23 protein-coding genes and 2 riboswitches are annotated in these 22,835 nt (G+C 67.2%); of the genes, 2 read left to right on the top strand and 21 right to left on the bottom strand.

All coding sequences use genetic code 11. The features are described 5' to 3' along the window. From glyA to AC1DF4_RS18170, 5 genes are all read right to left on the bottom strand, one after another. Positions 1-866, bottom strand: an 866-nt coding sequence (gene glyA, locus AC1DF4_RS18190) for a serine hydroxymethyltransferase (protein WP_476914179.1), incomplete at its 3' end; no start/stop codon positions are given. Next, the gene (gene gcvH, locus AC1DF4_RS18185) at positions 863-1,246 is read right to left on the bottom strand and encodes a glycine cleavage system protein GcvH (protein ID WP_441404963.1); all 384 of its coding nucleotides are present in this window, start codon (positions 1,244-1,246) and stop codon (positions 863-865) included. The genes glyA and gcvH, both read right to left, overlap by 4 nt. A 609-nt stretch (positions 1,247-1,855) precedes the next feature. After that, positions 1,856-3,019 carry a glycine cleavage system aminomethyltransferase GcvT gene (gene gcvT / locus AC1DF4_RS18180; protein ID WP_476914178.1) on the bottom strand — a complete coding sequence of 388 codons (1,164 nt, stop codon included), beginning with the start codon at positions 3,017-3,019 and terminating at the stop codon, positions 1,856-1,858. Positions 3,020-3,032: 13 nt separating this feature from the next. Next, the gene (gcvP, locus tag AC1DF4_RS18175) at positions 3,033-5,915 is read right to left on the bottom strand and encodes an aminomethyl-transferring glycine dehydrogenase (protein WP_476914177.1); all 2,883 of its coding nucleotides are present in this window, start codon (positions 5,913-5,915) and stop codon (positions 3,033-3,035) included. A gap of 39 nt (positions 5,916-5,954) precedes the next feature. Continuing rightward, positions 5,955-6,071, bottom strand: a riboswitch (glycine riboswitch). A gap of 1 nt (position 6,072) precedes the next feature. Then, positions 6,073-6,171: riboswitch (glycine riboswitch) on the bottom strand. A gap of 139 nt (positions 6,172-6,310) precedes the next feature. After that, positions 6,311-6,850, bottom strand: a complete 540-nt coding sequence (locus AC1DF4_RS18170; RefSeq protein WP_476914176.1) for a TetR/AcrR family transcriptional regulator — start codon at positions 6,848-6,850, stop codon at positions 6,311-6,313. Positions 6,851-6,919: 69 nt separating this feature from the next. Between AC1DF4_RS18170 and AC1DF4_RS18165 the strand changes: the two genes are divergently transcribed. After that, positions 6,920-8,548: an MFS transporter gene (locus AC1DF4_RS18165; protein ID WP_476914175.1), complete on the top strand. Its 1,629-nt coding sequence runs from the start codon at positions 6,920-6,922 to the stop codon at positions 8,546-8,548. Between the two features lie 73 nt (positions 8,549-8,621). Here AC1DF4_RS18165 and AC1DF4_RS18160 read toward each other — a convergent pair whose 3' ends face one another. Beyond that, the gene (locus AC1DF4_RS18160) at positions 8,622-9,101 is read right to left on the bottom strand and encodes a Dps family protein (RefSeq protein WP_441404968.1); all 480 of its coding nucleotides are present in this window, start codon (positions 9,099-9,101) and stop codon (positions 8,622-8,624) included. Positions 9,102-9,301: 200 nt separating this feature from the next. Further along, positions 9,302-10,120 (bottom strand): sigma-70 family RNA polymerase sigma factor, encoded by an 819-nt coding sequence (locus tag AC1DF4_RS18155; protein WP_441404969.1) that lies wholly within the window; start codon positions 10,118-10,120, stop codon positions 9,302-9,304. A 319-nt stretch (positions 10,121-10,439) separates the two neighbouring features. Here AC1DF4_RS18155 and AC1DF4_RS18150 point away from each other — a divergent pair, with 319 nt between their 5' ends. Next, positions 10,440-10,901, top strand: coding sequence for a hypothetical protein (locus AC1DF4_RS18150; protein ID WP_476914174.1), 462 nt, complete (start codon positions 10,440-10,442; stop codon positions 10,899-10,901). A gap of 20 nt (positions 10,902-10,921) precedes the next feature. Here the strand turns inward: AC1DF4_RS18150 and AC1DF4_RS18145 are convergent, their stop codons facing one another. From AC1DF4_RS18145 to AC1DF4_RS18080, 14 genes are all read right to left on the bottom strand, one after another. Next, complete coding sequence (locus AC1DF4_RS18145) at positions 10,922-11,185, bottom strand: carbon storage regulator (protein ID WP_441404971.1); 264 nt, start codon at positions 11,183-11,185, stop codon at positions 10,922-10,924. Positions 11,186-11,256: 71 nt separating this feature from the next. Further along, positions 11,257-12,327 (bottom strand): hypothetical protein, encoded by a 1,071-nt coding sequence (locus AC1DF4_RS18140; RefSeq protein WP_476914173.1) that lies wholly within the window; start codon positions 12,325-12,327, stop codon positions 11,257-11,259. Then, positions 12,305-14,350, bottom strand: coding sequence for a flagellar biosynthesis protein FlhA (locus tag AC1DF4_RS18135; RefSeq protein ID WP_476914172.1), 2,046 nt, complete (start codon positions 14,348-14,350; stop codon positions 12,305-12,307). Before AC1DF4_RS18135 ends, AC1DF4_RS18140 begins: the two co-directional genes overlap by 23 nt. A 37-nt stretch (positions 14,351-14,387) precedes the next feature. Next, a complete protein-coding gene (locus AC1DF4_RS18130) occupies positions 14,388-15,467 on the bottom strand; it encodes an EscU/YscU/HrcU family type III secretion system export apparatus switch protein (protein WP_476914171.1) in 1,080 nt (359 codons plus the stop codon). After that, positions 15,467-16,225: a flagellar biosynthetic protein FliR gene (locus AC1DF4_RS18125; RefSeq protein ID WP_441404975.1), complete on the bottom strand. Its 759-nt coding sequence runs from the start codon at positions 16,223-16,225 to the stop codon at positions 15,467-15,469. The genes AC1DF4_RS18130 and AC1DF4_RS18125 overlap by 1 nt, the downstream gene beginning before the upstream one ends. A 1-nt stretch (position 16,226) precedes the next feature. Beyond that, positions 16,227-16,502, bottom strand: a complete 276-nt coding sequence (gene fliQ, locus AC1DF4_RS18120; RefSeq protein WP_224048616.1) for a flagellar biosynthesis protein FliQ — start codon at positions 16,500-16,502, stop codon at positions 16,227-16,229. After that, positions 16,499-17,332, bottom strand: coding sequence for a flagellar type III secretion system pore protein FliP (gene fliP / locus AC1DF4_RS18115; protein ID WP_476914182.1), 834 nt, complete (start codon positions 17,330-17,332; stop codon positions 16,499-16,501). The genes fliQ and fliP overlap by 4 nt, the downstream gene beginning before the upstream one ends. Positions 17,333-17,421: 89 nt before the next feature. Next, positions 17,422-18,000 (bottom strand): flagellar biosynthetic protein FliO, encoded by a 579-nt coding sequence (gene fliO, locus AC1DF4_RS18110; RefSeq protein WP_476914170.1) that lies wholly within the window; start codon positions 17,998-18,000, stop codon positions 17,422-17,424. Beyond that, entirely contained in the window at positions 18,001-18,729 is a 729-nt protein-coding gene (gene fliN / locus AC1DF4_RS18105; protein ID WP_476914169.1) for a flagellar motor switch protein FliN, read from the bottom strand. Then, a complete protein-coding gene (locus AC1DF4_RS18100) occupies positions 18,726-19,622 on the bottom strand; it encodes a flagellar motor switch protein FliM (protein WP_476914168.1) in 897 nt (298 codons plus the stop codon). The genes fliN and AC1DF4_RS18100 overlap by 4 nt, the downstream gene beginning before the upstream one ends. Before the next feature lie 97 nt (positions 19,623-19,719). After that, complete coding sequence (locus AC1DF4_RS18095; RefSeq protein ID WP_476914167.1) at positions 19,720-20,547, bottom strand: OmpA/MotB family protein; 828 nt, start codon at positions 20,545-20,547, stop codon at positions 19,720-19,722. Continuing rightward, complete coding sequence (locus AC1DF4_RS18090; RefSeq protein WP_476914166.1) at positions 20,544-21,359, bottom strand: motility protein A; 816 nt, start codon at positions 21,357-21,359, stop codon at positions 20,544-20,546. Before AC1DF4_RS18090 ends, AC1DF4_RS18095 begins: the two co-directional genes overlap by 4 nt. 3 nt (positions 21,360-21,362) lie before the next feature. Continuing rightward, positions 21,363-21,650: a flagellar FlbD family protein gene (locus AC1DF4_RS18085; RefSeq protein ID WP_476914165.1), complete on the bottom strand. Its 288-nt coding sequence runs from the start codon at positions 21,648-21,650 to the stop codon at positions 21,363-21,365. 102 nt (positions 21,651-21,752) lie between these two features. After that, complete coding sequence (locus AC1DF4_RS18080) at positions 21,753-22,751, bottom strand: zinc-binding metallopeptidase family protein (RefSeq protein WP_476914164.1); 999 nt, start codon at positions 22,749-22,751, stop codon at positions 21,753-21,755. Positions 22,752-22,835: the final 84 nt, after the last annotated feature.

Raw genomic sequence — 22,835 nt, 5'->3', positions numbered from 1 at the left:
AAGGCCACGGCCTTGCCGGCGATGACGTGCTCCAGCGGGCCGCCCTGCTGGCCGGGGAACACGGCCGAGTTGATCTTCTTGGCGATGTCGGCGTCGTTGGAGAGGATGATGCCGCCGCGCGGACCGGCGAGGGTCTTGTGCGTGGTGGAGGTGGTGACGTGGGCGTGCGGCACCGGGGAGGGGTGCAGCCCGGCGGCGACGAGCCCGGCGAAGTGGGCCATGTCCACCATCAGGTAGGCCCCGACGGAGTCGGCGATCCGGCGGAACTCGGCGAAGTCCAGCTGCCGGGCGTACGCGGACCAGCCGGCAACAATCAGCTGCGGCTTGTGCTCCTGGGCCAGGCGCTCCACCTCGGCCATGTCGATCCGGTGGTCCTCTTCGCGGACCTGGTACGGGATGACGTTGTAGAGGCGGCCGGAGAAGTTGATCTTCATGCCGTGGGTGAGGTGCCCGCCGTGGGCCAGGTTCAGGCCCATGATGGTATCGCCCGGACGGATCAGGGCGTGCATCACGGAGGCATTGGCCTGCGCGCCGGAGTGCGGCTGGACGTTGGCGTACTCGGCGCCGAACAGGGCCTTGACCCGGTCGATGGCGAGCTGCTCGATGACGTCGACGTGTTCGCAGCCGCCGTAGTAGCGCTTGCCCGGGTAGCCCTCGGCGTACTTGTTGGTCAGGACGGAGCCCTGCGCCTGCATGACGGCCTTGGCCGTGTGGTTCTCCGAGGCGATCATCTCCAGGCCGTCCCGCTGGCGGGTCAGCTCGGCGTCGATCTTCGCGGCGATCTCCGGATCCAGTGCGGACAGGTTCGCGTCCAGGGACGGGGAGACTACCTGCTCGAAGCTGGTTTCAGTTACTGAAGGGCTCACAGTTCGCCGCCGTTCTTGGATGCGTACTCCTGCGCGGAGAGCAGCGGGCCGTCCGATTCGGCGGCTACCTTGAAGAGCCAGCCGGCGCCGTAGGGGTCGCTGTTGATCAGCGCGGGGTCGTCGACGACGGCGGGGTTGATCTCGGTGACCTCACCCGTGACGGGCGAGTACAGGTCCGAGACGGACTTGGTCGACTCGACCTCGCCGCAGGTCTCCCCCGCGGTCACAGTGGCGCCAACCTCGGGCAGGTCCACGTAGACGATGTCGCCGAGGGCGTCGGTGGCGACGGCGGAGATGCCGATGGACACAACGTTCCCGGCCTCCCGCGCAACCCACTCGTGCTCGTCGGAGTACTGCAGTTCAGGGGCAACTCTTGCCATTTGTTTTTCCTTTGCGTTTGAAGAGTGGTGGGCTACATCAATTGTGGCTGGGTTACGCGGCGGGGGTCGCCATCCTCCGCGTGCTCGGTCGCGAAAGCGCCCGCTGAGCGGACGCGACGCTCCCTTAGACGCACGCTTCCGGATGCCGAGCCCCCACCGCTCATATCCAGTTCAGTTCTAGGGGCCAGCGGTTCTCCGGAAAGAACAGTGGCCGTTCGTATTCTTCTAGGGACGGGCTTCTCTCAGGCTTCAAGGGTGCCATCAAGCTCAACCCCCAATGATCGAGCTTGCCCTAGCGCACCGTTGTGACAAGCCGACCTCGGTAGGCGGTTCATCCCCCAGCACCCTTGGCTTTCGAAAGCGCTGGTTGCTGTTGGTCGTGTTGTGGTCGGTTGTCCTAAAAGGTGAGGCGTCCACGAGGGGCCGGCTGGCCGCGGTTTTCGAAAGCGTGCGTCTAAGCGTGGGGCCCCGCCGTCCGGGTTCCCTGGCCGAGCTTGCGAGGTTAGGGAGACGGTGGGGAGAACGAGCGAGCACGCGTGAAAACTGGGGCTGGTCGGCCCCGGTCCCGGGCACCGCTGAGGCGCTCAGGCCGGGACCGGACCCGCGGGACTACTTGACGCGCTTGTAGAAAGGCAGTGCCACAACTTCGAAGGGCTCGGCCTTGCCGCGGAGGTCGATGTCCAGGGCGGTGCCGGGTTCGGTGAACTCGACGTCGACGTAGGCCATTGCGACCGGGTAGCCGAGGGTTGGGCTGGGCTGGCCGGACGTGACTTCGCCGACGGTGTTGCCGTCCTTGAGGACCGGGTAGTGGCCGCGGCCGGCCCGGCGTCCGAGGCCCTTGAGGCCCACGAGCTTGCGGCCCGTGGTGGCTCCGGCGCCGGCTTCCTTCTTCGCGGCCAGGGCGGCCTTGCCGACGAAGTCGCCTTCCTTGGACAGCGCGACGATCGGGCCCAGCCCGGCGGCGTACGGGTCGCCGTCGAGGGAGAGCTCGTTGCCGTAGAGCGGCATGCCGGCCTCGAGGCGGAGCGAGTCGCGGGACGCGAGCCCGGCAGCGGTCAGTTCGCCATCTTCGGCGATGGCGACAAGCGCCTGCCAGAGGGCGGCGGCGTCGTCGTTGGCGACAAAGATTTCGAACCCGTCTTCGCCGGTGTAGCCCGTGCGGGCCAGCAGGAGGTCCTGGCTGGCGCCGCCGAACATGAACGGCACTTCGACGGCGGCGTAGTACTTCAGCCCGGTGACGAGCTCGTGCTGCGCGGCGGGGACCAGGCGCAGCAGGATCTCCTCGGCCTTGGGCCCCTGCACGGCGATCAGCGAGATTTCGGCGGACGCGTCCTCGACGGTGACGTCGAATCCGCCTTCCGAGCCAGAACCCGCCCGCTCGGCCAGGGCCGCGGCCACAACCTTGGCGTTGCCCGCGTTGGGGACCACGAGGAACTTGTCAGTGCCGTCGGCCGCCGCGGGACGCCGGTAGGTGATGAGGTCGTCGATGATGCCGCCGTCCTCGTTGCAGATCAGCGAGTATTTGGCCTTGCCGACCGTCATCGCGGAGATCTTGCCGACGAGGGCGTAGTCCAGGAAGGCTGCGGCGTCGGGGCCGGTGACCCAGACTTCTCCCATGTGGGAGAGGTCAAACAGGCCCGCGGACTTGCGGACGGCGTGGTGCTCGGCGAGTTCGGAGCTGTACTTCAGCGGCATCTGCCAGCCGCCGAAGTCCGTGAAGGAGGCGCCGAGCTTCTTGTGCTCTTCGTAAAGGGCCGTGTAGTTCTCAGTCATCGTTGGCTGTCCTTCAGTTGGCGGAGTCGTCGGAGTGGTCCTCGAAGGCTTCGAGGGGAGGGCAGGAGCAGATCAGGTTGCGGTCCCCGGCGGCGCCGTCGATCCGGCCGACCGGCGGGAAGTACTTGTCCTGGCGGAGCGTGTGGACCGGGAAGACGGCCTGTTCGCGCGGGTATTCGCGCGCCCAGTCGGTGCTGATGACAGCGGCGGCGGTGTGCGGTGAGTTGCGCAGCGGGCTGTGCTCCACGGTGAAGTCGCCGTGGGCCACCTGGTCGATCTCGGCGCGGATGGCGATCATCGCCGTGATGAAGCGGTCGATCTCGCCGAGGTCCTCGGACTCGGTGGGTTCGACCATCAGGGTGCCCGCTACCGGGAACGCGAGGGTGGGCGCGTGGAAGCCGTAGTCGATGAGGCGCTTGGCGACGTCCTCGGCGGTGACGCCGGTCTTGGCAGTGAGTTCGCGCAGGTCCAGGATGCATTCGTGGGCCACGAGTCCGCCTTCGCCGGTGTAGAGCACCGGGAAGAAGTCGTTCAGGCGGGCCGCGATGTAGTTGGCCGCGAGCAGCGCCGACTTGGTGGCCTCGGTCAGTCCCTGGCCGCCCATGAGCTTCACGTACGCCCAGGAGATCGGCAGCACACCGGCCGAGCCGTAGCGGGAGGCGGAGATCGGCGTGCCGGTTTCGCCGTTGGCCGGATCCGCTGCGTTGCCGGGCATAAACGGTGCCAGGTGTGCCCGGGCTGCGACCGGGCCGACGCCGGGGCCGCCGCCGCCGTGCGGGATGCAGAAGGTCTTGTGCAGGTTCAGGTGCGAAACGTCGCCGCCGAACAGGCCGGGCTGGGCCAGGCCGACGAGGGCGTTGAGGTTGGCGCCGTCGATGTAGACCTGGCCGCCGGCGGCGTGGACGGCGTCGCAGACCTCGCGGACGTCGGCGTCGTACACACCATGGGTGGACGGGTAGGTGATCATGATGCAGGACAGGGCGTCCTTGTGCAGCTCGATCTTGGCCTGCAGGTCGGCGTGGTCGATCGTGCCGTCCGGGGCGGTGGCGACGACGACGACCTTCATGCCGGCGAGCACGGCCGAGGCCGCGTTCGTGCCGTGCGCCGAGGCCGGGATCAGGCAGACGTTGCGCTGCTCGTCACCGCGGGAGAGATGGTAGCCGCGGATGGCCAGCAGGCCGGCGAGCTCGCCCTGGGAGCCGGCGTTGGGCTGGATGGAGACCTGGTCGTAGCCGGTGATCTCGGTCAGCTGGGCCTCGAGGTCCTCGATCAGTTCACGCCAGCCCGCAGTCTGGGATTCCGGGGCGAAGGGGTGGATGGAGGCGAATTCCGGCCAGGAGATGGCTTCCATCTCCGCGGTGGCGTTCAGCTTCATGGTGCAGGAGCCCAGCGGAATCATGGTGCGGTCCAGGGCGAGGTCGCGGTCCGAGAGGCGGCGGATGTAGCGCAGCAGCTGGGTTTCGGAGCGGTGGGTGTTGAACACCGGGTGCTGGAGGTAATCGGAGGTGCGCTCGACGGCCGAGTCCAGGGAGAAGCCGGCGTCACTGTCTGCGACGCTAGCCCCAAAGGCGGCGACGACGTCGGCGACTATGGCCGCCGTCGTGGCCTCATCGGCGGAGATGCCGACCGTGTCGGCGTCGATGGAACGCAGGTTGATGCCCTTGGCGTCGGCTGCCGCGACGATTTCGGCGGCCTTGCCGGGCACCGAGACGGTCACGGTGTCGAAGAACGACGTGTGAAGCACGTTCAGGCCGGCATCCTTCAGGGAGGCGGCGATGGTCCTGGCGTGGCCGTGGACGGTCTCGGCGATCGCCTTCAGCCCGTCCGGGCCGTGGTAGACGGCGTAGAACGAGGACACGATGGCCAGCAGCGCCTGGGCGGTGCAGATGTTGGAGGTGGCCTTCTCGCGGCGGATGTGCTGCTCGCGGGTCTGCAGCGCGAGGCGGTAGGCCGGAACGCCGGCGTTGTCCTTGGAGACACCGACGAGGCGGCCGGGCATGGACCGTTCGAGGCCCTTCTGGACCGCCATGTAGGCGGCGTGCGGGCCGCCGAAGAACAGCGGGACGCCGAAGCGCTGGGCGGAGCCGACGGCGATGTCCGCGCCCTGCTCGCCCGGGGACGTGATCAGGGTCAGGGAGAGGAGGTCGGCGGCGACCGTGACGAGGGCACCGCGTTCCTTGGCCTCGGCGATGACGGCGCTGTGGTCGAACACGCGCCCGGAGACGCCGGGCTGCTGGAGGACGACGCCGTTGATGACGCCGTCGGGCAGTCCCTTGGAGAGGTCGGCGACCTCCACCTCAAAGCCGAGGGCCTCGGCGCGCCCCTGGACGATCGCGATGGTCTGCGGGAGGCAGTCGGCGTCGAGGACGGTCTTGCCGTCGTGGGCGGCCTTGTTCTTGTTGGCGCGGCGCATCATCAGCACGGCCTCGGCGACGGCGGTGGCTTCGTCCAGCAGCGACGCGTTGGCGATCGGCAGGCCCACGAGGTCCTGGACCATGGTCTGGAAGTTCAGCAGCGCCTCGAGCCGGCCCTGGGAAATTTCCGGCTGGTACGGCGTGTAGGCCGTGTACCAGGCCGGGGCCTCGAGGATGTTCCGGCGGATGACGGCCGGGGTGACCGTGTCGTAGTAGCCCTGGCCGATCATCTGGACCGCGGTCTTGTTCTTCGCGGCCAGCTGGCGCAGTTCGGCGAGGACCTCGACTTCGCTAAGCGCTGCGCCGAGCGAGAGCGGGGAGTCCTGGCGGATGTCCTTCGGAACGGCGGTGTCCACGAGGGCGTCGACGGTGTCATAGCCGACAGCCTTCAGCATGGCGTCGACGTCGGACTCACGGCGGGCGCCGATGTGCCGGTCAACGAAGGACGTGGAGGCTGAGGTAACAGTCACAAGGAACTCCATAACTAAGGCGGCGCAGGGTACGCCACATTGATTCGGGTTCCTCCCCGCTCTGTATTGGACCTGAGAGTTTCCGCGCAGCCGTGCTCTCGCATGGCTCCGCTTGCACCGTCGGTGAGCACAGCATGTCAGAAGACAGCCTGCTACTTTCCAGAGTTGCCTTGCCGCGGCGGTACATGGGCCTGAGAGATTCCTGGGGAGGATTTGCTCCTACGGCGCCTGCTTGTACCTACAAGCAGAACTCTCCCGCCGCAGATCAAAGGCATATTAACTTGGCGTGACAACAGTCACAGCTCTCATTGTCCTACGCCCGGCCCGCGTCCGCAAACCAGCGACGGGTCGCCCGCGAGAGTTACGCGCCGGGACCGCAGACGGTAGGCGGACGGGCCGCCGCAGGCCTAGCCGCGGAGACGTTCGAGGGCAGTGAGGAGGCTTTCGACGTCGGGGCCGACCTCCGGCAGCGATCCGCCCGGCCCACGGGCCAGCATGGCATTGAAATACAGCCCGTCCCCCATATAGAGGACCGGCTTGGCCATGGCGGGGCCGACGTCGGCCGCCAGCAGTTCCAGCCATGACGCCTGCACGGCGGCCATCCGCCGCAAGGTTTCCTGGTGGGCCACTTCGGCGAGCCTGGTGGCGGCGACGAAGACCCGGTCCAGCGGCGTGTCAGCCCAGACCGAGGACTTGATGAAGAACGCCGCAGCGCCTTCGGGGGCGGCCGCCATGGCAGCGAGGTCCTCGGCGAGCAGCCGGTCCAGCCGTTCCAGCAGGACGGAGATCATCGCTTCCTTGTTGGGGAAGTGGTACAGCAGCCCGCCCTTGGAGACGCCGGCCAGCCGGGCCACGGCATCCAGCGTCGCGGCACGCTCGCCCTCTTCTATCAGCAGGGATTCGAACGCGTCGAGGACGGCTTCGCGGGCGACGGGTTTTCTGGCCATGCGTCCTATCATGCCTCCTGGCGGGGGTTTCATTTCTTAACTATACCGTCCAGACGGTACAGTTAAGCCATGAGCAACACTTCCTTCACCCGCAGCAGCGCCGGAGCACTTGGCAAGTCCGCCGCCGGGGCAACAACCAGCCATGCACCGCGTGCCCCGTGGCGCGACTGGCTGGCGCTGGCGCTGTTGATGTTTCCCGTGCTGCTCGTGGCCGTCGACAACACGGCCCTGACCTTTGCGCTACCGGCCATCGCGCGCAGCCTCGACGCCACCGGAGTTGAGCTGCTCTGGATTGTCGACGCCTATCCACTGGTCCTGGCCGGTCTTCTCGTGGCCATGGGCAGCCTCGGGGACAGGATCGGCCGCCGCCGGCTGCTCTTCATCGGCAGCACGGGTTTCGCTGCCGTCTCGGCGGTCACCGCCTTCGCCCCCAGCGCCGAATGGCTGATCGCCGGACGCGCAGGGCTGGGATTCTTCGGCGCCATGCTGATGCCCTCCACCCTGTCCCTGATCCGCAACATCTTCCCCGAGCCCAACCGGCGCCGGCTGGCCGTGGCCATCTGGGCCGCCGGCTTCTCCGGCGGCGCCGCGCTGGGCCCGATCTTCGGCGGCTGGCTGGTGGAGCACTTCTGGTGGGGCGCTGTCCTGCTGGTCGCCGTGCCGATCATCCTCCCGCTGCTGGTCCTGGGTCCGGCCCTGATCCCGGAATCCCGCGACCCGAACCCGGGCCGCGTGGACGTGCCCAGCATCGTCCTGTCCCTGATGGTGATGGTGCCCGTGGTCTACGGCATCAAGATCCTGGCCACCCACGGACCGGCCGCGGAACCGCTGGCCGCCATCGGCTTTGGCCTGCTGATGGGCTACGTCTTCATCCGGCGCCAGCGGCACCTCCTGCAGGCCGGTCCGGCACAAAGCCGTCCGGTACGGAACCGCACCGCTCCGCTGCTGGATATCAGCCTCTTCGGCAACCGGGTCTTCAGCACCGCCATCATCGCGAACGTGCTGGCACTGTTCTCCTTCAACGGCTTCATCCTTTTCCTCGCGCAGCACCTGCAGTTGCTCGAGGGGCAGTCCCCCTCGGAATCCGGCGTCGCCATGGTTCCCGCCCTGATCGCCACCGTGGCGGCCGGCCTGCTGGTGGTCCCGCTGGTGAAAAAGGTCCGGCCCGGTTTCGTGGTGGCCGGCGGGCTGCTCCTGAGTGCCGCGGGCTACTTCCTGGTGGCCTTCGGCGATCACGGCAACGGCCCCGCGCTGCTGCTGGCGGCCCTGCTGGTGCTGTGCCTCGGTGTGGGGGCTGCGGAAACCATTTCCAACGACCTGATCCTGGGCGCCGCCCCCGCGGAGAAATCCGGCGCGGCGGCGGCAATTTCCGAGACGGGCTACGAAATCGGATCCCTCCTCGGCACCGCTATCCTGGGCTCGATTCTGACGGCCTCCTACCAGGGCAATCTCCGGTTGCCCGCTGCCGTCGCCGAGAGCGCCCCCGCCGAGGCGTCTGCCCAGGCCGGCGAGACCCTTGCCGGGGCCGTGGAGCTGGCCCAGGCTCTCCCGGGACCGCTGGCGGACGCAGTAATGACCGCAGCCCGCGCCGCCTTCGACTCGGGCGTCCACATCACGGCAGCCATCGCGCTGGTCCTGATGGCGGGGGCGTCAGTCCTCGCCGCCGTCGTCCTTCGGAAAGTGCCAACGGCGCGGTAACCCGGGGGGATTAAATGCCGAGCGCCCGGCGTCGGTGGGAACCGGCGCCGGGCGCTGAAAATGCTGGCGGCTGCTACTTGCTGTCCGCCGTGGTGACGCTGGCGTTGGCCCGCATCGTCTCGGCGTTGACCATCCACGCGTACTGCTCAAACTTGGCGATGAACTCGTGCAGCAGGTCCGCCGTCGTGGGGTCCTCTTCGTCCACTTCGTCGTGAACCTTGCGCATGGTTCCGACGGCGGCCTCGAGGGCGGCGACGATCCGCTCGATGGCGTCCTTCGTGTTGATCAGGCCCGCCGGGAATTCGGCGAGAGAGGTGGACTTGGACACCGTGGAGCTGCGGCCGTCCGGGAGGGCGTGCAGGGCACGCATGCGCTCCGCCAGGTCATCCGCGAAGGCGCGCGCGGCGTCTATGATCTCATCCAGCTGCAGGTGGAGGTCCCGGAAGTTCGTCCCGACGATGTTCCAGTGCGCCTGCTTGCCCTGAACGTGAAGTTCGATCAGGTCCACGAGCACTGCCTGCAGGTTCGTCGTGAGCGTTGGTGATGCTTTCATGCGTCCTCCTGAGTAAGTCCGATACCGTTGCGCGACTGTAGAATCCGCTTTTACCAAGCCGCTATTGCGGTCGATATCGCTGGATTCGATGCTACCGACGCTACCCCAGAGCATGGAGGGACGGCGACGCCCCGGGTAGAATTTCTCGGTCAGCTTACTAAGTCGGCTTACTACCTGCCGGGGAGGACGTGCGGAACCGCTCAGACCGCCTGGTTGAGCACCGGCCCCTGCGGGAAGATCGCCCGCGTAATGCCGCCCGTGGTGGTTTCTGCCAGTTGGGCGAGGTAGTCGTTTCGGCGTTTCGGGGTGATCCGCGACTGGGGCTCGAAGCCCTGCCCCGGATCGTCCGAATAGTGCGCGGTCAGGCCGTCACGCATAAGCCGGATGGCCTCGGCGCGCTGCTGGGAGACCGCCGCGTGGGTGGATCCAAGTTCCGCGGCCAGGTCCTTGACGGTCCGGTCGCCAAAGTAGATCTCCTCGACGACGTAGCGCATCCGCTCGGGGAGGGACTTCACCGCCGCGCGGAGGTACTGGAGCCGCTCGTCCGCGAGTACGGAGTGTTCAGGGGTCAGGGTCTCGGCGGCCAACGTGTCAACGACGGCTTCATCCAGGGGCGTCAGGGTCCGGGAGGCATCGGCGAGGGCTGCCTCGACGACGCTCTGCTGGACACCGAGGGCCGCGGCAATCTCGTCGACGCTGGGGGTGCGCCCGAGGGCTGCGGCGAGGGTTTCCTGGACCGACATCGTTTCTTTGATCCGGCGCCGCGCCGAGCGGGTGGCCCAGTCGCTGGCCCGCATCTCGTCGGCAAAGGCACCCAGGATCCGCCGGCGCGCGAAAGCACCGAACGGCACACCGAGGTCCGGGTCGAAGGAGTCCGCCGAGGTGATCAGGGCAATGGCGCCCGCCGACGCCAGGTCATCGCGAGAAAGGTGTGACGCCTTTGAGCACAAGTCTGAGACGAGGTAGCCCACCAGCGGAAGATGCTGTGTGACCATCTCGTTGCGTTCCACGCGATTCAATAGAATGTCCCCCCATGAGACAGGATCCGGCAGCCTTAAAAGACCGAGAGCCGCACCCGAAATGGGCCCCGTGCTCCCCCCATGGAAGTCGGTGTTCAAAACCCGGGCGCAGCACCCAGAACGAAACCTATCACCTGATCCCCGCTCTGCGTGTAACCTCAGGGAAAAGCTTGGCTGAAAATGCGGTAAGGCTTCTCGGCCGGGGGCGGCAAGGGGAATGGGGCCCATGGGTGCAGGTGATCTTTCGGCGGCTCTCTGGCAGGAGCGCCGGCAGCTGGAATTGCTCTTATTCAGGCTGGAGACGCAGCGTCTCCATGTCTTGGCCGGCAACCTGCAGTGGCTGAGCTTCACTGCCTCCGAAGTGGAGAGCGTCCTTGACCGGCTGCGCTTTGAAGCGCTGGCCCGGAGTGTCGAGTCGGCGGCGGTGGCGGCCGAGTGGGGGTTGCCCGCCCAGGCGACCCTGAATGAACTCGTCGCGGGGGCGCCGCCCGGAGCCTGGGCCGGAGTCCTGGAGGATCATCTGGAAGGTCTGCGCGCTTTGGTCCGGCAGCTCGACGATGCCGCCCGGACCAGCGAGGACACGCTGCGCAACCTGAACCGTCCAGTGGCGTCCGGCGCGTCCGCCGGTCCACGCAACGGCGACGCCGCCTCTTTGCCGGCGGACACCGCCGGGGTTCTTGATCAGCTGACGACGGCGGGGAACATTGAGCGCGCCCTGGCAGTCACCCGCCGGACCAAACAGCCCCTCCTGGACCAATACCTCGGCGGCAACCGCGGCTGACCGGGTTCCCGTCCCGGCACTCAGTCCGCGGCGGGGGCTGGGGCCGACGGCGGCAGGAGCCCGCGCAGCGCGTCTTCCGTGTCCGGGCCGGATTCCGCGCCCGCTTCAGCTGCCGCCAGGTTCGCCGCGGCAATGGCCTCGATGACTTCCCGGCGCTGGATCGGCACCCCGCGGGGCGCCTCAATGCCTATCCGAACACCGTCGCCGCGGCCTTCCAGAACCGTGATGACGATCCCGTCGCCGATCATGATCTGTTCGCCCGGCTTGCGTGTAAGTACCAGCATCCTCTCAATCTACCCTTCGCTGTGCTGAGCTGCCGACGAATCCTGCTGCTGGTGCCTGGATCGTGCCCATCTCAGATCCTGGCCGCACGGGCCTGGCCGGAGTCGATCCAACCCACCGGCAGTCCAAGCGTGTTGACGGTTTCCGGGGTGGCGGTCTCCGCCGCCCCGACAACCGCTACCGCGGTGATGTCGAGTTGCGCGGCGAGCACGCCGACCCAGCGCGCCGAGTCCTCCTGTTTGCGTCCGGCGTCGACCACTACCCACAGCTGGTCGGCGGAGAGCGCGGCGACGGATTGGAGCCGGGCGAGGGCATCGCGGGCCTTCCCGAGGCCGAAGGCCACCAGCACGGTCTGGTCCGTCATCACGGCGTGGGCGCGGGCCGCCGTCGCGCCCTGGCGTCCTTCCACGTGCAGATGGCCATAAGCGGACAGCTTGCCAGCCGTGCGCACATCGGCGCCGCCGGCGGCCGTGGACATCGCCAGGGCCGTGTCCAGCGCGTCGTCGTCGAGCCCGACCAGGACCACCAGATCACCGGTACCGCTCAGCGGCACCGGCACGGACTCGAGCGCCTGGGCCGGGGCGGGCGCCGGTGCTGCCGGAGCCGCAGCGCCGGCCGTCAGTTCGGTAGTGGCGCCAAGGGCCGGGGCAGTGGCCGTTCCGGAGCCCTGCCGGTTGCGGCTGCCCGGGACACCCGGGGCGGCGGCAGGGCCGCGCAGCCCGGTGCCGAGCTGTTCGAGCAGTTCAGCGAAGTCCGGGGACTCCGTCGAGAGGCCGGGGTTGCCGGGGCGGTGCAGGCTCAGTTCTGCAGCGTCGGCTTCCTCGAGCAGGGCCGCAATTGCGGCGCCTTTCAAGTCGTGGGCGGGCGCAGCCCCCGCGGGCTTTGCAGCCTCCGCCGACGGTGCCGCCGGCGCGTCAGCCTCGGCCAGGATGTCGGGATCGGGAACCACCTCACCGGTGACCACCTCATGCCCCGTCACCACCTCGACGATCGCCTCGTACCGGTCGCCGGCGAAGAGTCCGGCGATCCCTGGGCTGATCACCCGTTCCGCCGAGACGATGCGCGCCGCGGGGCCGTGCTGCTGTTCCGCCTTGCGACGGATCTCCTCCAGGGAGGCGCCCTTAAGCCGAAAGCGGTTCTGCATGGCGAACGACTCCTACTGTTTCGATCCGGACGTTGGCTGAAGTGACTTCGCGGTAAGAGAGTACCGGCACCGAGCCAGGCTGCGCTCCCACGAGGCGGCGGATGGCGGGGCGGAGCGCAGGCGCGCAGACCAGCACGGCCGGTCGGTTGGCGCCCGCTGCGGAGTCGACGGCGGAACGCACCGAGCGGAGGACGGTGTCGAGCCTGTCCTGGTTCATCACGATCTGGCTGCCGCCCTCGGCGGGCCGCATGTCCTCGAGCATGTGTTGTTCCAGGACGGGGTCGATCATGATCACGTTCAGCACCGGGCCGTCCATGAACTTGGCCGTCAGCGCCGGGCCGAGGGCCTGCCGCGCGGATTCGACCAGCGATTCCGGGTCGGTGGAGACCTTCGCGCGGAGGGTGAGCGCCTCGTAGATCCTGGCCAGGTCGTTGATGGGCACCTGCTCATCCAGCAGGCCCTGGAGAACGCGCTGCAGCTCGGCGAGGGAGAGCAGGGCGGGCGTGAGTTCGTCGACGGCGGAGGGGCTCTGCTTCCGCACTCCCTCGGTCAGGACCCGGACGTCCTCGCGGGACAACAGCCGGGCGGCGTTGGCCGTGACGATCGAGGACAGGTGCGTGACCAGGACCGAGACGCGGTCGATCACGGTGGCGCCGGTCATCTCCGCGTTGTGCCGCATTTCCGCCGGGATCCATTTCCCGGCCAGCCCGAACACGGGCTCAATCATTGCGATGCCGGGGAGCGAGTCGAGGCTGTCGCCCAGGGCCAGCATCTGGCCGCTGGGGGCGGTGCCGGCGCCCGCTTCGACTCCGGCGATCCGGATCGAGTAGCTCGCCGGGGGCAGGTCCACGCTGTCCCTGGTGCGGACGGGCGGGATGACCAGGCCCAGCTCCATGGCAATCTTGTGCCGCAGGGACCTCACCCGGGCCAGCAGGTCGTCGGAGGCGCCGGAGACCATATCCACGAGGTCGGGGGCGAGCAGGATCTCCACCGGATGGACGCGCATGTCCTCGAGCAGCTTCTCGTTCGGATCCATTTCCGGGAAGTTCAGGGCGCTGGCCTCGGCGTCCAGGGTCTTTGCCTCCTGCGCCTTTTGCGCGGCGATCCGGCGGGACGCGAAGATCAGGCCGACGCCGACCAGGATGAACGGCAGCGGCGGCATGCCGGGGATGAGCGCCATCGCGACGGCGGCGACGCCGGCGATCATCAGCGCGTTGGGCGACTGCATCAACTGGGTGGAGGCCGTGCGGCCCATGTCGGATTCCGCGTTGGAACGGGTCACGATCATGCCGGTGGAGACGGCCATCAGCAAGGCCGGGATCTGGGTCACGAGGCCGTCGCCCATGGTCAGGATGCCGAAGGTGTTCACGGCGTCGCCGATCTCCATGCCGCGCTGCAGCATGCCGATCGCGATGCCGCCGACGAAGTTGATGATGATGATGATGAGCCCGGCGATTGCATCGCCCTTGACGAACTTCGAGGCGCCGTCCATGGCGCCGTAGAAGTCGGCCTCGGCCGAGACTTCGGCGCGGCGTTCGCGGGCCTGGGTGTCCGTGATGAGCCCGGCGTTGAGGTCGGCGTCGATCGCCATCTGCTTGCCCGGCATCGCGTCGAGGGTGAATCGGGCACCGACTTCGGCCACGCGCTCCGCACCCTTGGTGACAACCACGAACTGGATGACGACAAGGATGAGGAACACGACGGCGCCGATGATCATGGAGCCACCCACGGTCACCTGGCCGAACGCCTCGATGACCTGTCCGGCGTGCCCCTCCCCCAGGATCAGCCGGGTGGAGGCGACATTCAGGCCCAGCCGGAAGAGGGTAGCGACCAGCAGGAGTGACGGGAAAACGGAGAAATCCAGCGGTTTCTTCACGAACATGCTGGTCAGCAGGACCAGGAGCGCCAGCAGGATATTGCAGACGATGAGGACGTCCAGCAGCGGCGCCGGCACCGGAACAATCAGCAGCAGCACAATGCCGACGATGCCGATCGGCACTGTCAGCGGGGCGAGCTTCTTCATGGTGCGGTCCTTTCACAGACGCTGGTTGGAGCAGTTTTCATAGGGCAGCGGCCATCCGGTGCATGCCGCGGGCGGCGCCGCGGGCCTTGAGCGACATCACGAAGGCCAGGACGCCGGCCACCGCACGGTAGAAATCCACCGGGATCTCCTGGCCCAAGTCACAGGCGCTGTGCAGGGCCCGGGTCAGCGGAATGTCCTGGACCATCGGCACGTTCTTCGCCTCGGCCTCTTCCCTGATCCTGACCGCGATGTGGCCGGCGCCCTTGGCCACCACGCGGGGGGCGGACTTTCCGGGTTCGTATTTGAGCGCCACGGCGAAGTGTGTGGGGTTGACCAGCACGACGTCGGCGTCCCCGATCGCGGCGATCATGCGGTTCCGGCTCATCGCCATCTGCCGGGCCCGCCGCTGCGAGCGGATCAGCGGGTCGCCTTCGCTGCTCTTGTTCTCGTCCTGGACTTCCTTCTTGGACATCCTGGTCTTCTTGCGGTTGCGGCGCATCACGACGAAGAAGTCCGCCGCCGCCAGCACGATGCCGGCCGCCACGGCAAACTGGACCAGCGAGGCGATGCCGCCTCCCGCGGCCTGCACGACACCCGAGACGGGCATTCCCCCGGCCGTCAGCAGCACCGGAACCAACCCTTGCACGACGCCGTAGAGGACCAGCCCCACCACACTGGCCTTCAGCAAGGCCTTGACGCCGCCCCAGATCGCCTGGGTGCCGAAAACGCGCTTCAGGCCCTCGAGAAGTTTGAAGTGCTCGAAGTCCAGCTTGAATTTCTTCATGTGCACGCCGCCCTGCAGCGCGGACCCGGCGAGGACCACGATGAACACCACAATCAGCATGGGGCCGACGATCCCGGCCATGGAGGCGAGCCCGTCCTCCAGGGCCTTGACGGCCTTGCCCGGGTCCGGGGCCGCGACAATGCCGCGGACGCTGAAGAGCTGGTCCGTGGCGGCGTTCGAGGCGCGTTCGACGGTGGCCGGAATCATGATGGCGGCGGCTCCGACGCCGACCCACGCGGTGAGGTCCTGGGAACGGGAAAGCTGGCCCTTGGAGCGGACCTCTTTCATCCGTTTGTCGGTGGCTTCCTCGGTTTTCTCCTGTGAATCCGACATCAGCCCACCCCCAGCACTGTCTTGGCGGCCTGGTTGGCGAGGCTGGAGACGATTCTGGGAAGCGCCAGGAACATAAACCCGGCCAGCATCAGCGTCATCAGGATCTTGAGCGGGAAGCCGAGGGAGAAGGCGTTGAGTGCCGGGGCCACGCGGGTCAGCAGGCCCAGCCCGACGTCGGCGAGGAACAAGACCACCACGAGCGGCCCGGCGATCTGGACAGCGGCGAGGAACATGCCGGTGACCGCCGACGTCATGGCCTGGACCGGCTGGGCCAGATCGATGCCGCCGGCCAGGGGCAGTGCCACGAAGCTGCCCGTGAGCCCGGTAATGACCAGCTGGTAGCCGTCGGAGGCGAACAGCAAGGCCAGCGCAGCCATCTGCAGCAGCCTGGTGAACTGGGCGCCGTTGACGTTCATCTGGGGGTCAAAGCTCTGGGCCAGCTGAAATCCGCTGAAGAGGTCGATCAGGCTGCCGGCGGACTGGACGGCGGAGAAGATCACCAGCACCAGGAAACCCAGAGCCAACCCGGTGACCAGCTCGAGGACCACGCCCGTGATGAAGCCGGCCGTGTCCCGCGGTGTGTAGCCGGCGGACACCCACTGGGAGACGGCCAGGCCGAGCCCCAGCCCGAGCATGGCCTTCACGCGGCCCGGGAAGGCCTGTGACGCGAAGGGCGGTGCCACGATCAGGAAAGCCGTCATCCGGACTGTGGCCAGCAGAACCGCTTCCAGCCACGTCGGGTCGATCGGTATGCCCACCTCACAGGCCTCCGAGCAGCGCCGGGATCTTGGCGAACAGATCGTTGGTGAAGGCGACCATCTCCGAGATCATCCAGTGGCCGCAGATCACCAGGGCGACGGCGACGGCCGCGGCCTTGGGCACGAAGGACAGGGTGGCTTCCTGCAGCTGCGTGATGGACTGCAGCAGCGCGATGGCAAGCCCGACGACGAGCGCTGTCACCAGCACGGGGGCCGAGAGCTTGGCCGCGACGATCATGGCCTGAAGGCAGATGTCCAGGACGGCGTTGGCGTTCATCCGGTGCCTGCATAGCTTTGGATAAGGGACGTGATGATCAGGCCCCAGCCGTCCACGAGGACGAAAAGCAGGATCTTGAAGGGCAGTGAAATCATCACCGGCGGGAGCATCATCATGCCCATGGACATAAGGGCCGCGGAGACCACGAGGTCGATCACGAGGAAGGGAATGAAGATGACGAAGCCGATGATGAACGCGGCGCGCAGTTCCGAAATCATAAAAGCCGGAATGAGGGTCTGCATGGGAACGGCCTCGGGCGTGGCCGGGTTCTCCTGCGCGGCGGCCCGGGACATCAGGGCGATGTCCTCTTCCCGGGTGTGGGCCAGCATGAACTGCTGCAGCGGGCCGCTGGCAGCGTCGACGGCCCCGTTGAAGTCCAGGGTGCCGTTGAGGTAGGGCTGGATCCCGATCGTGTTCATCTCGTTAATGACCGGCCACATAACGAAGATCGAGAGGAACAGGGCCAGCCCGGCGAGGACCTGGTTCGGCGGGATGGACGGCAGCGACAGTGCGTTGCGCGTCATCGCCAGGACCACGAAGATCTTCGTGAACGACGTCATCATCAGCAGCAGCGCCGGCGCCACCGAGAGCAGGGTGATGCCGATCAGGGTCAGGACCGCCGTCGACGGTTTGCCGTCGAGTCCGTTGATCTCGATGTTGACGTTGCCGCCGCCGGGGTTCGCCGGATCCGTCGGGGCGACCGGCGGGGTGGGGTCGATCGGGGCGGCGTGGCCGGCCGAGGCGTTCAGCCACAACAGCAGCACCGCGAAGAGGACGGCGGCAAGGCCCAGGACCAGGGCCCTGCCAAATCGGAACGGGGCCGGCCGGATGGAGCCCCGCCGGACCGTTTCAGCGGCAACGACGCGCGGGAGCGTGGGGGCAGCCGGAACTGCTGGGGCGGAGCGGAAAGTCAGGGAGCTCAATTGCGTCGTCCGCTCCTGAGAGCGGCAGCGGCCTGCTTCCACGTGGAGCCGGCAAGGATCGAACCGTGCAGGGGCGGGTGGCCGGCAGCGCCGGACGCGTTGCCGCGCAGCCCGGGCCCGCGCGCGTGGGAGTCCCTGTGAAGGGTGCTGCGGCGGGACGGCGGGGCGTTCCCGGGGCCGGAGCCGGCAGAGTCTTCGCTGCCGTCGCCGGGCAGTTCCTCGAAGCTGGACTGCCCGCTGGGAAGCGAGCCGAACCCGGAAAGGATCCGGGCGAATTCGCCGGCTCCGCGGCGGGTTTCAGGAACCGACGCCTCTTCGGCTTCTGCCGGGATGTCGCCGGTGTGCAGGACGTTGACGGCGTGTTCGGTGACGCCCAGCAGGAAGCGCTGCCCGGAGGCGTCGACCACCACCACGGAGGCCTTCTGGCCGACGCTCTGCCGGCTGACAATGGTCAGCGCACGGTCAGCCCGCCGCCGTCCGGTGCCCTTGCCGAGCCGGCGCTGCAGCAACCACATGAGGCCAAGCACCGCGCCCAGGGCCACGAATACCCGCAGCCCGAGGATCAGTGCGTCCATTCAGCTGAGCCCCTCGGCAACGTCGAGGATGCGGGTGATCCGAACAGCGTAGTCCTGGTCCAAAACCACCACTTCGCCATGGGCGATCAGCCGGCCGTTGAGCAGGACATCTGCCGGGGCACCGGCCGAGCGGTCGAGTTCAATAATCTTGCCCGGTTCGAGCGAGAGCACGTCCCGCACGGACATCCGGGTGCGGCCGATCTCCACGGTCAGGGCCATTTCGATGTTGTTGATCCGCCCAAGCCGGCCGGCCACGGCCTCGCCGCCGGCGAACACGTCCCCGGCGCGGTCCTGGCTGGTGCTGTGCTCCCGGAGGCGGACGGCGAACCAGGCGGCGGCGTTGGCGCCGTCGGAAAGCTCGAAGACAGCAGTGTCGGGGTCCGAAAGCAGCCCGGAGGCATCGGACTCGCGCAGGTCGCTCAGGACCCCGGCGCCGAACACGGAACTGGCGCTTTCCATCGCGGGGCGCAGCACATCGGTCACCGAGACGACGCCGGTCTGGGTCCCCGCCATGCCACCTGCCGCTTCGTCGAGGAAGGTGCGGTCGCTCAACATCAGGGCGAGGTCTGCGGTGACGGAGCCGACGAAGGTCGCGGTAACGGCCTGGCGGGCGTAGGGCGCGGCGGCACGGGCCGGCACCAGAGCCAGCACCTTGAGCGCAACCGGGCTCGGCAGTTCTTCAACGAGCCGTTCCGCCGACGATTCGTGCCTGGTCAGGGTGATGCTCATCGGTGATTCTCCTCGATTGTGACAATGACGGCGGCCGCGCGGGACCCGTTGCGGGCCGGGGCGGCAGTGGCGAGCCGCGTGCCGTCCAGGGTGAGGTCAAACGGACGGTTTTCCAGGTGCGGCAGGGTCAGAACGTCTCCCACGGCGAGGCCCAGGACCTGGCTGGGGGTGACGAACGACGTCGAAAGCCGGACGGAAAGTTCCACCGGAACCCGTTCCAGTTGGGCGGTGACGCGTGCTGCGGCGTCCCCGCGGTTGTCGGTCGGGTTGACCTTCTTGAGCCGGCCCAGCAGGATGCTCGCGGGGACGGCCAGGGTGGCGGGGGCGCTCATGTCGCCGACGTTCATGGTGAATGCCGCGACGATCATCAGTTCGCTGGGGGCTGCGGCCTGGGCGAACTGGGAGTTGTACTGGATGGTGTCCACCCGGACGGATTCGCTCAGCAACGGTCCCAGGGAGTAGCCGAGGTCTTCAAGGGCCTCGTCCATGAGGCCTTTGACGAGGGCCTGTTCGATCTGGGTGAACTTGCGGTCCGGCATGGGCGAATCGTTCGAGGCGCCCAGCATCCGGTTCACCCAGCCGAGGGCGGCCGGGGCGGGGAACTGCACCACGAGCTTGGAATCGTGGCCCTCCACCGTGCACAGCACCATGGCGGTGACCGCGGGCAGCGAGGCGGCGTATTCGTCGTAGCTGAGCATACTGACGTCTTCGAGCCGCACCACGGACTTGACGCGGACCTTGGCGGTCAGCTGGGTCCCCCACTGGCGGGCGTAAGTTTCGAAGGCGAGTTCCAGGACGCGGCTGTGTTCGCGGGCGAGCGTCGCGGGGCGCCGGAAGTCGTAGACGCTTACCGTCCGCTCCCGCACCACTTCCCGCTCATCCAAAACACTCACGGTTGCCACTATCGGCAAGGGATCGCGTGGCGTAAGCAGTATGCCGCAGGCAATTCAAGTGTTAATACAGGTGGCAATACTGCAGGCAATACAGCCGCTACTTTTCGCTGAGCTTCAGCACTTCCGGAATCAGTGCCCGGACGACGTCGGGCTGGTCCGAGATGATCACGATGTCCACCCGGCGGTTCAGCTCCATGAGCTCCGGCGTGGAATCGTCGTTGACCTGCCGCGCGGAGCCGAAGGCGACGGCGCCGATGGTTCCCGGTGCGATCCCGCCGCGGTCCACCATATAGCGCAGGACATTCACGGCACGGGCCGAGGAAAGCTCCCAGGTGGACGGGTAGGCGGTCACGCCGTTGGCCGCGTGGCCTTCGACCATGATCTCCAGGGCCGCCGGACCGAGGATGGGCGAGATGATTGTCAGGACCTGAGAGGCCCGTTCCGTGAGTTCCGGCCGGTCCGGCGCGAAGAATGTCTGGGAGCCGACCAGTTTCACCGTAAGTCCACGCTGGTCGATCTGGAATTCAACGTTTTCGCTGAGTCCGGCGGCCGCGAGGGCGGCCTTCATCTGCTCCTCCAAGGCACGCAGCCGGTCCACTTCCTTGAGGGCCGCCGCGAGGGCATCGGGGGCCGCCGCTGAATCTTGCGCCTTCATCGCAGCGAAGGCTTCCAGTTGTTCGTCCACGAATTCCGGCGGGACCACCGTGCCCTCGGCCGTGTCCACTGTTTCGCTCGCCACGGCTCCGAAGCCGGTGGCGAGGGAATTGCGGAGCTTCTCGAACTTGTTCGCGTCCACCGTGGACATGGCGTAGAGGACGATGAAAAGGCACATAAGCACCGTGACCATGTCCATGTAGGACGCCATCCAGCGTTCATCGACGTGGTGCTCTTCGGGTTTCTTGCGGGGGCGCCGGCGGCCACTCACGCGGCGGCGTCCATCGTTTCAGCGTCGTCGGCGGCCGCCTTGCGGCCGCCTCCGGAACTCTTGAGCTGGTGCTCGGGGACCATGGAGCGGAGCCGCTCGGCGAGCAGCAGCGGCTGGGCGCCGGACTGCACGGCGAGCATCCCTTCCATTAGCAGCGTCCGGCGTTCGATGTCCAGTTCGGACAGCCGCGCCAGGCGGCCGCTGAAGGGCAGCCAGATGAAGTTGGCGGACAGCAGTCCCCAGAGGGTGGCAACGAACGCTGCGGCAATCATGTGCCCCAGCTCGTCCGGCTTGGACAGGTTTTCCAGGACGTGGGTCAGGGACACGACGGTTCCGACGATGCCGACGGTGGGGGCGTAGCCGCCCAGGGACGCGAAGAACTTCGAGTTGGAGTGGTCGCTGCGTGCCTTCGTGTCGATCTCGTCTTCCATCTGCATCCGGAGGTCTTCGGCGTCGGTGCCGTCAGCGATGTTCTGCAGGGCCCGGGCAAGGAAGGGATCGTTGACGCTGGCGGCTTCTTCCTCGAGGGACAGCAGGCCCTCGCTGCGCGCCTTTTCCGCGAACCGCACCATCTGGTCGATACTGTCCTGCGGCTTCGCGGTTTTCCCGATGAACATTCCCGGCACGGCTTTGAACGCCTGGATGACGTCTTTGAGCGTATTGCCGGCAAGCCCGATGGCCAGGGTGGCCCCGAAAACGAGGATCATGGGGGCCGGCAGCAGCAGTGAGGAAAGGCTGCCGCCTTCCAGGAGGACCATAACGATGAGGGAGCCAAAGGCGAGGAGCAGTCCTATGACTGTTGCGGGATCCATGGATTACTTTCTTGGTGGCTCAGGTGCGGGGCGGCGGCCGTCGTCCGCGGGGTCCGACGGCGGCACAAGGCTCAATGGGTATCCCGTCACGGCGGGAAAATCCCGCGCCTTACTCAGGACGTACGCCCGGTAGTCGGAAATAAGTTCGACCACTTCCGCGAGGCTTTCCAGCACCACATAGGCGGCGCCGTCGAGGGTCACCAGATGGGTGTCCGGGCTCTCGTGGATACGCTCGATCAGGTCCGGATTGACCGCGAAGCGCGTTCCGTTGAGGCGTGTGACGACGATCATGGGCCGATTCTGCTCTGTTTTTCTGCTCAGCGTGTTCCGCTCAGCGTGGTTCAGCAAGGGAAGGGTGTTCTCCTCCTACTGTCGGCAGAGGCGGCCGGTTCGTTAGGCGGAGGCCTTCGCTGAAGTGCGGAGCGCGTGGACGAACTCGAGTTTGTCGTTCACCGCACCGGGGAGGACAAAGGGGTACAGATCGTCCTTCCCCATGCTCCGGTTGACCTGGTTCAGTGCGATCGAGAGCGGCAGCCATTCGGTTTCCACGAGGGCGCGGAAAGACGAGGTCTCCGACGTCTTCGACACCAGGCCGAATTCCCGGGCGGTTTCGATGGTGTCGCAGATATGCAGATAGTGGGCAAAGGACTCGGCAAAGTCCTCGTACGCGTGCATCGTCGCGTAACGGGAGATGTAGCGCTCTTCCCAGTCCGCCGGGGCCCCCTCGGAGTAGTGGCGGTCAATCTCTGCCTCATAGTCCTTGGTGTCGTCGCCGAAGAGATCCCGGGCCGCGCGGGTCCGCTCGTCATTGCTGAAGACCAGCGCGTCCTCAAAATAATGGCCCACCTCGTGCCGGAAATGACCCAGCATCGTCCGGTACGGCTCATCGAGCCGGGCGCGCATTCTTTCGCGGTATGCGGCGTCGCTCTCGGCAAGGTCAATGGTGATGATCCCGGCGGCATGACCGATGACCACGTTCTCGTTGGCACTGGACAGCAGGTCGAAGGCGAGGCCCTTCTTGGGATCTTCCGCTCGGGTGACGATTGGCAGGCCAAGCCCGTCCAGCTCGGCGATAAGCTGACGCTTGGCCCGCTCAGCCACAATGAACTGGGAAAGGCCCTTGGCGTCTTTGTCGTTCGGACGTGTCCGCGTGAGGTCACAGCTGAAGCACTGGCCGCCGATTTTCGGGGCAAGCCATGTGCAGCCGGAGAGCAACAGGTTCGCGCAGATGTACCACTCGGTACCTGAGGAGTCCTTGTACCGCCCCTGCCCATCCACTGCAACGATGGCGCGGAGCTCCCGCGCGTAGCCGAGGTTCGTCCCGCAATGCAGGCAGACTGAGTTTTCAAAGAACACGGCATAGTCGCAGGAACTGCAGGATTGTTTTTTCACCACACGATCCTACCCGCGACAGATGCCGCAGCACCCGCCGCGCGACCGTTGCGCAAGGCTGAGCAGACGGACCTGTCTCCTCCG

This window comes from Arthrobacter sp. 05N429 (assembly GCF_056397045.1).
The sequence above is the reverse complement of the archived record's forward strand: the minus strand, read 5'-3'. Positions and strand labels throughout refer to the sequence as shown.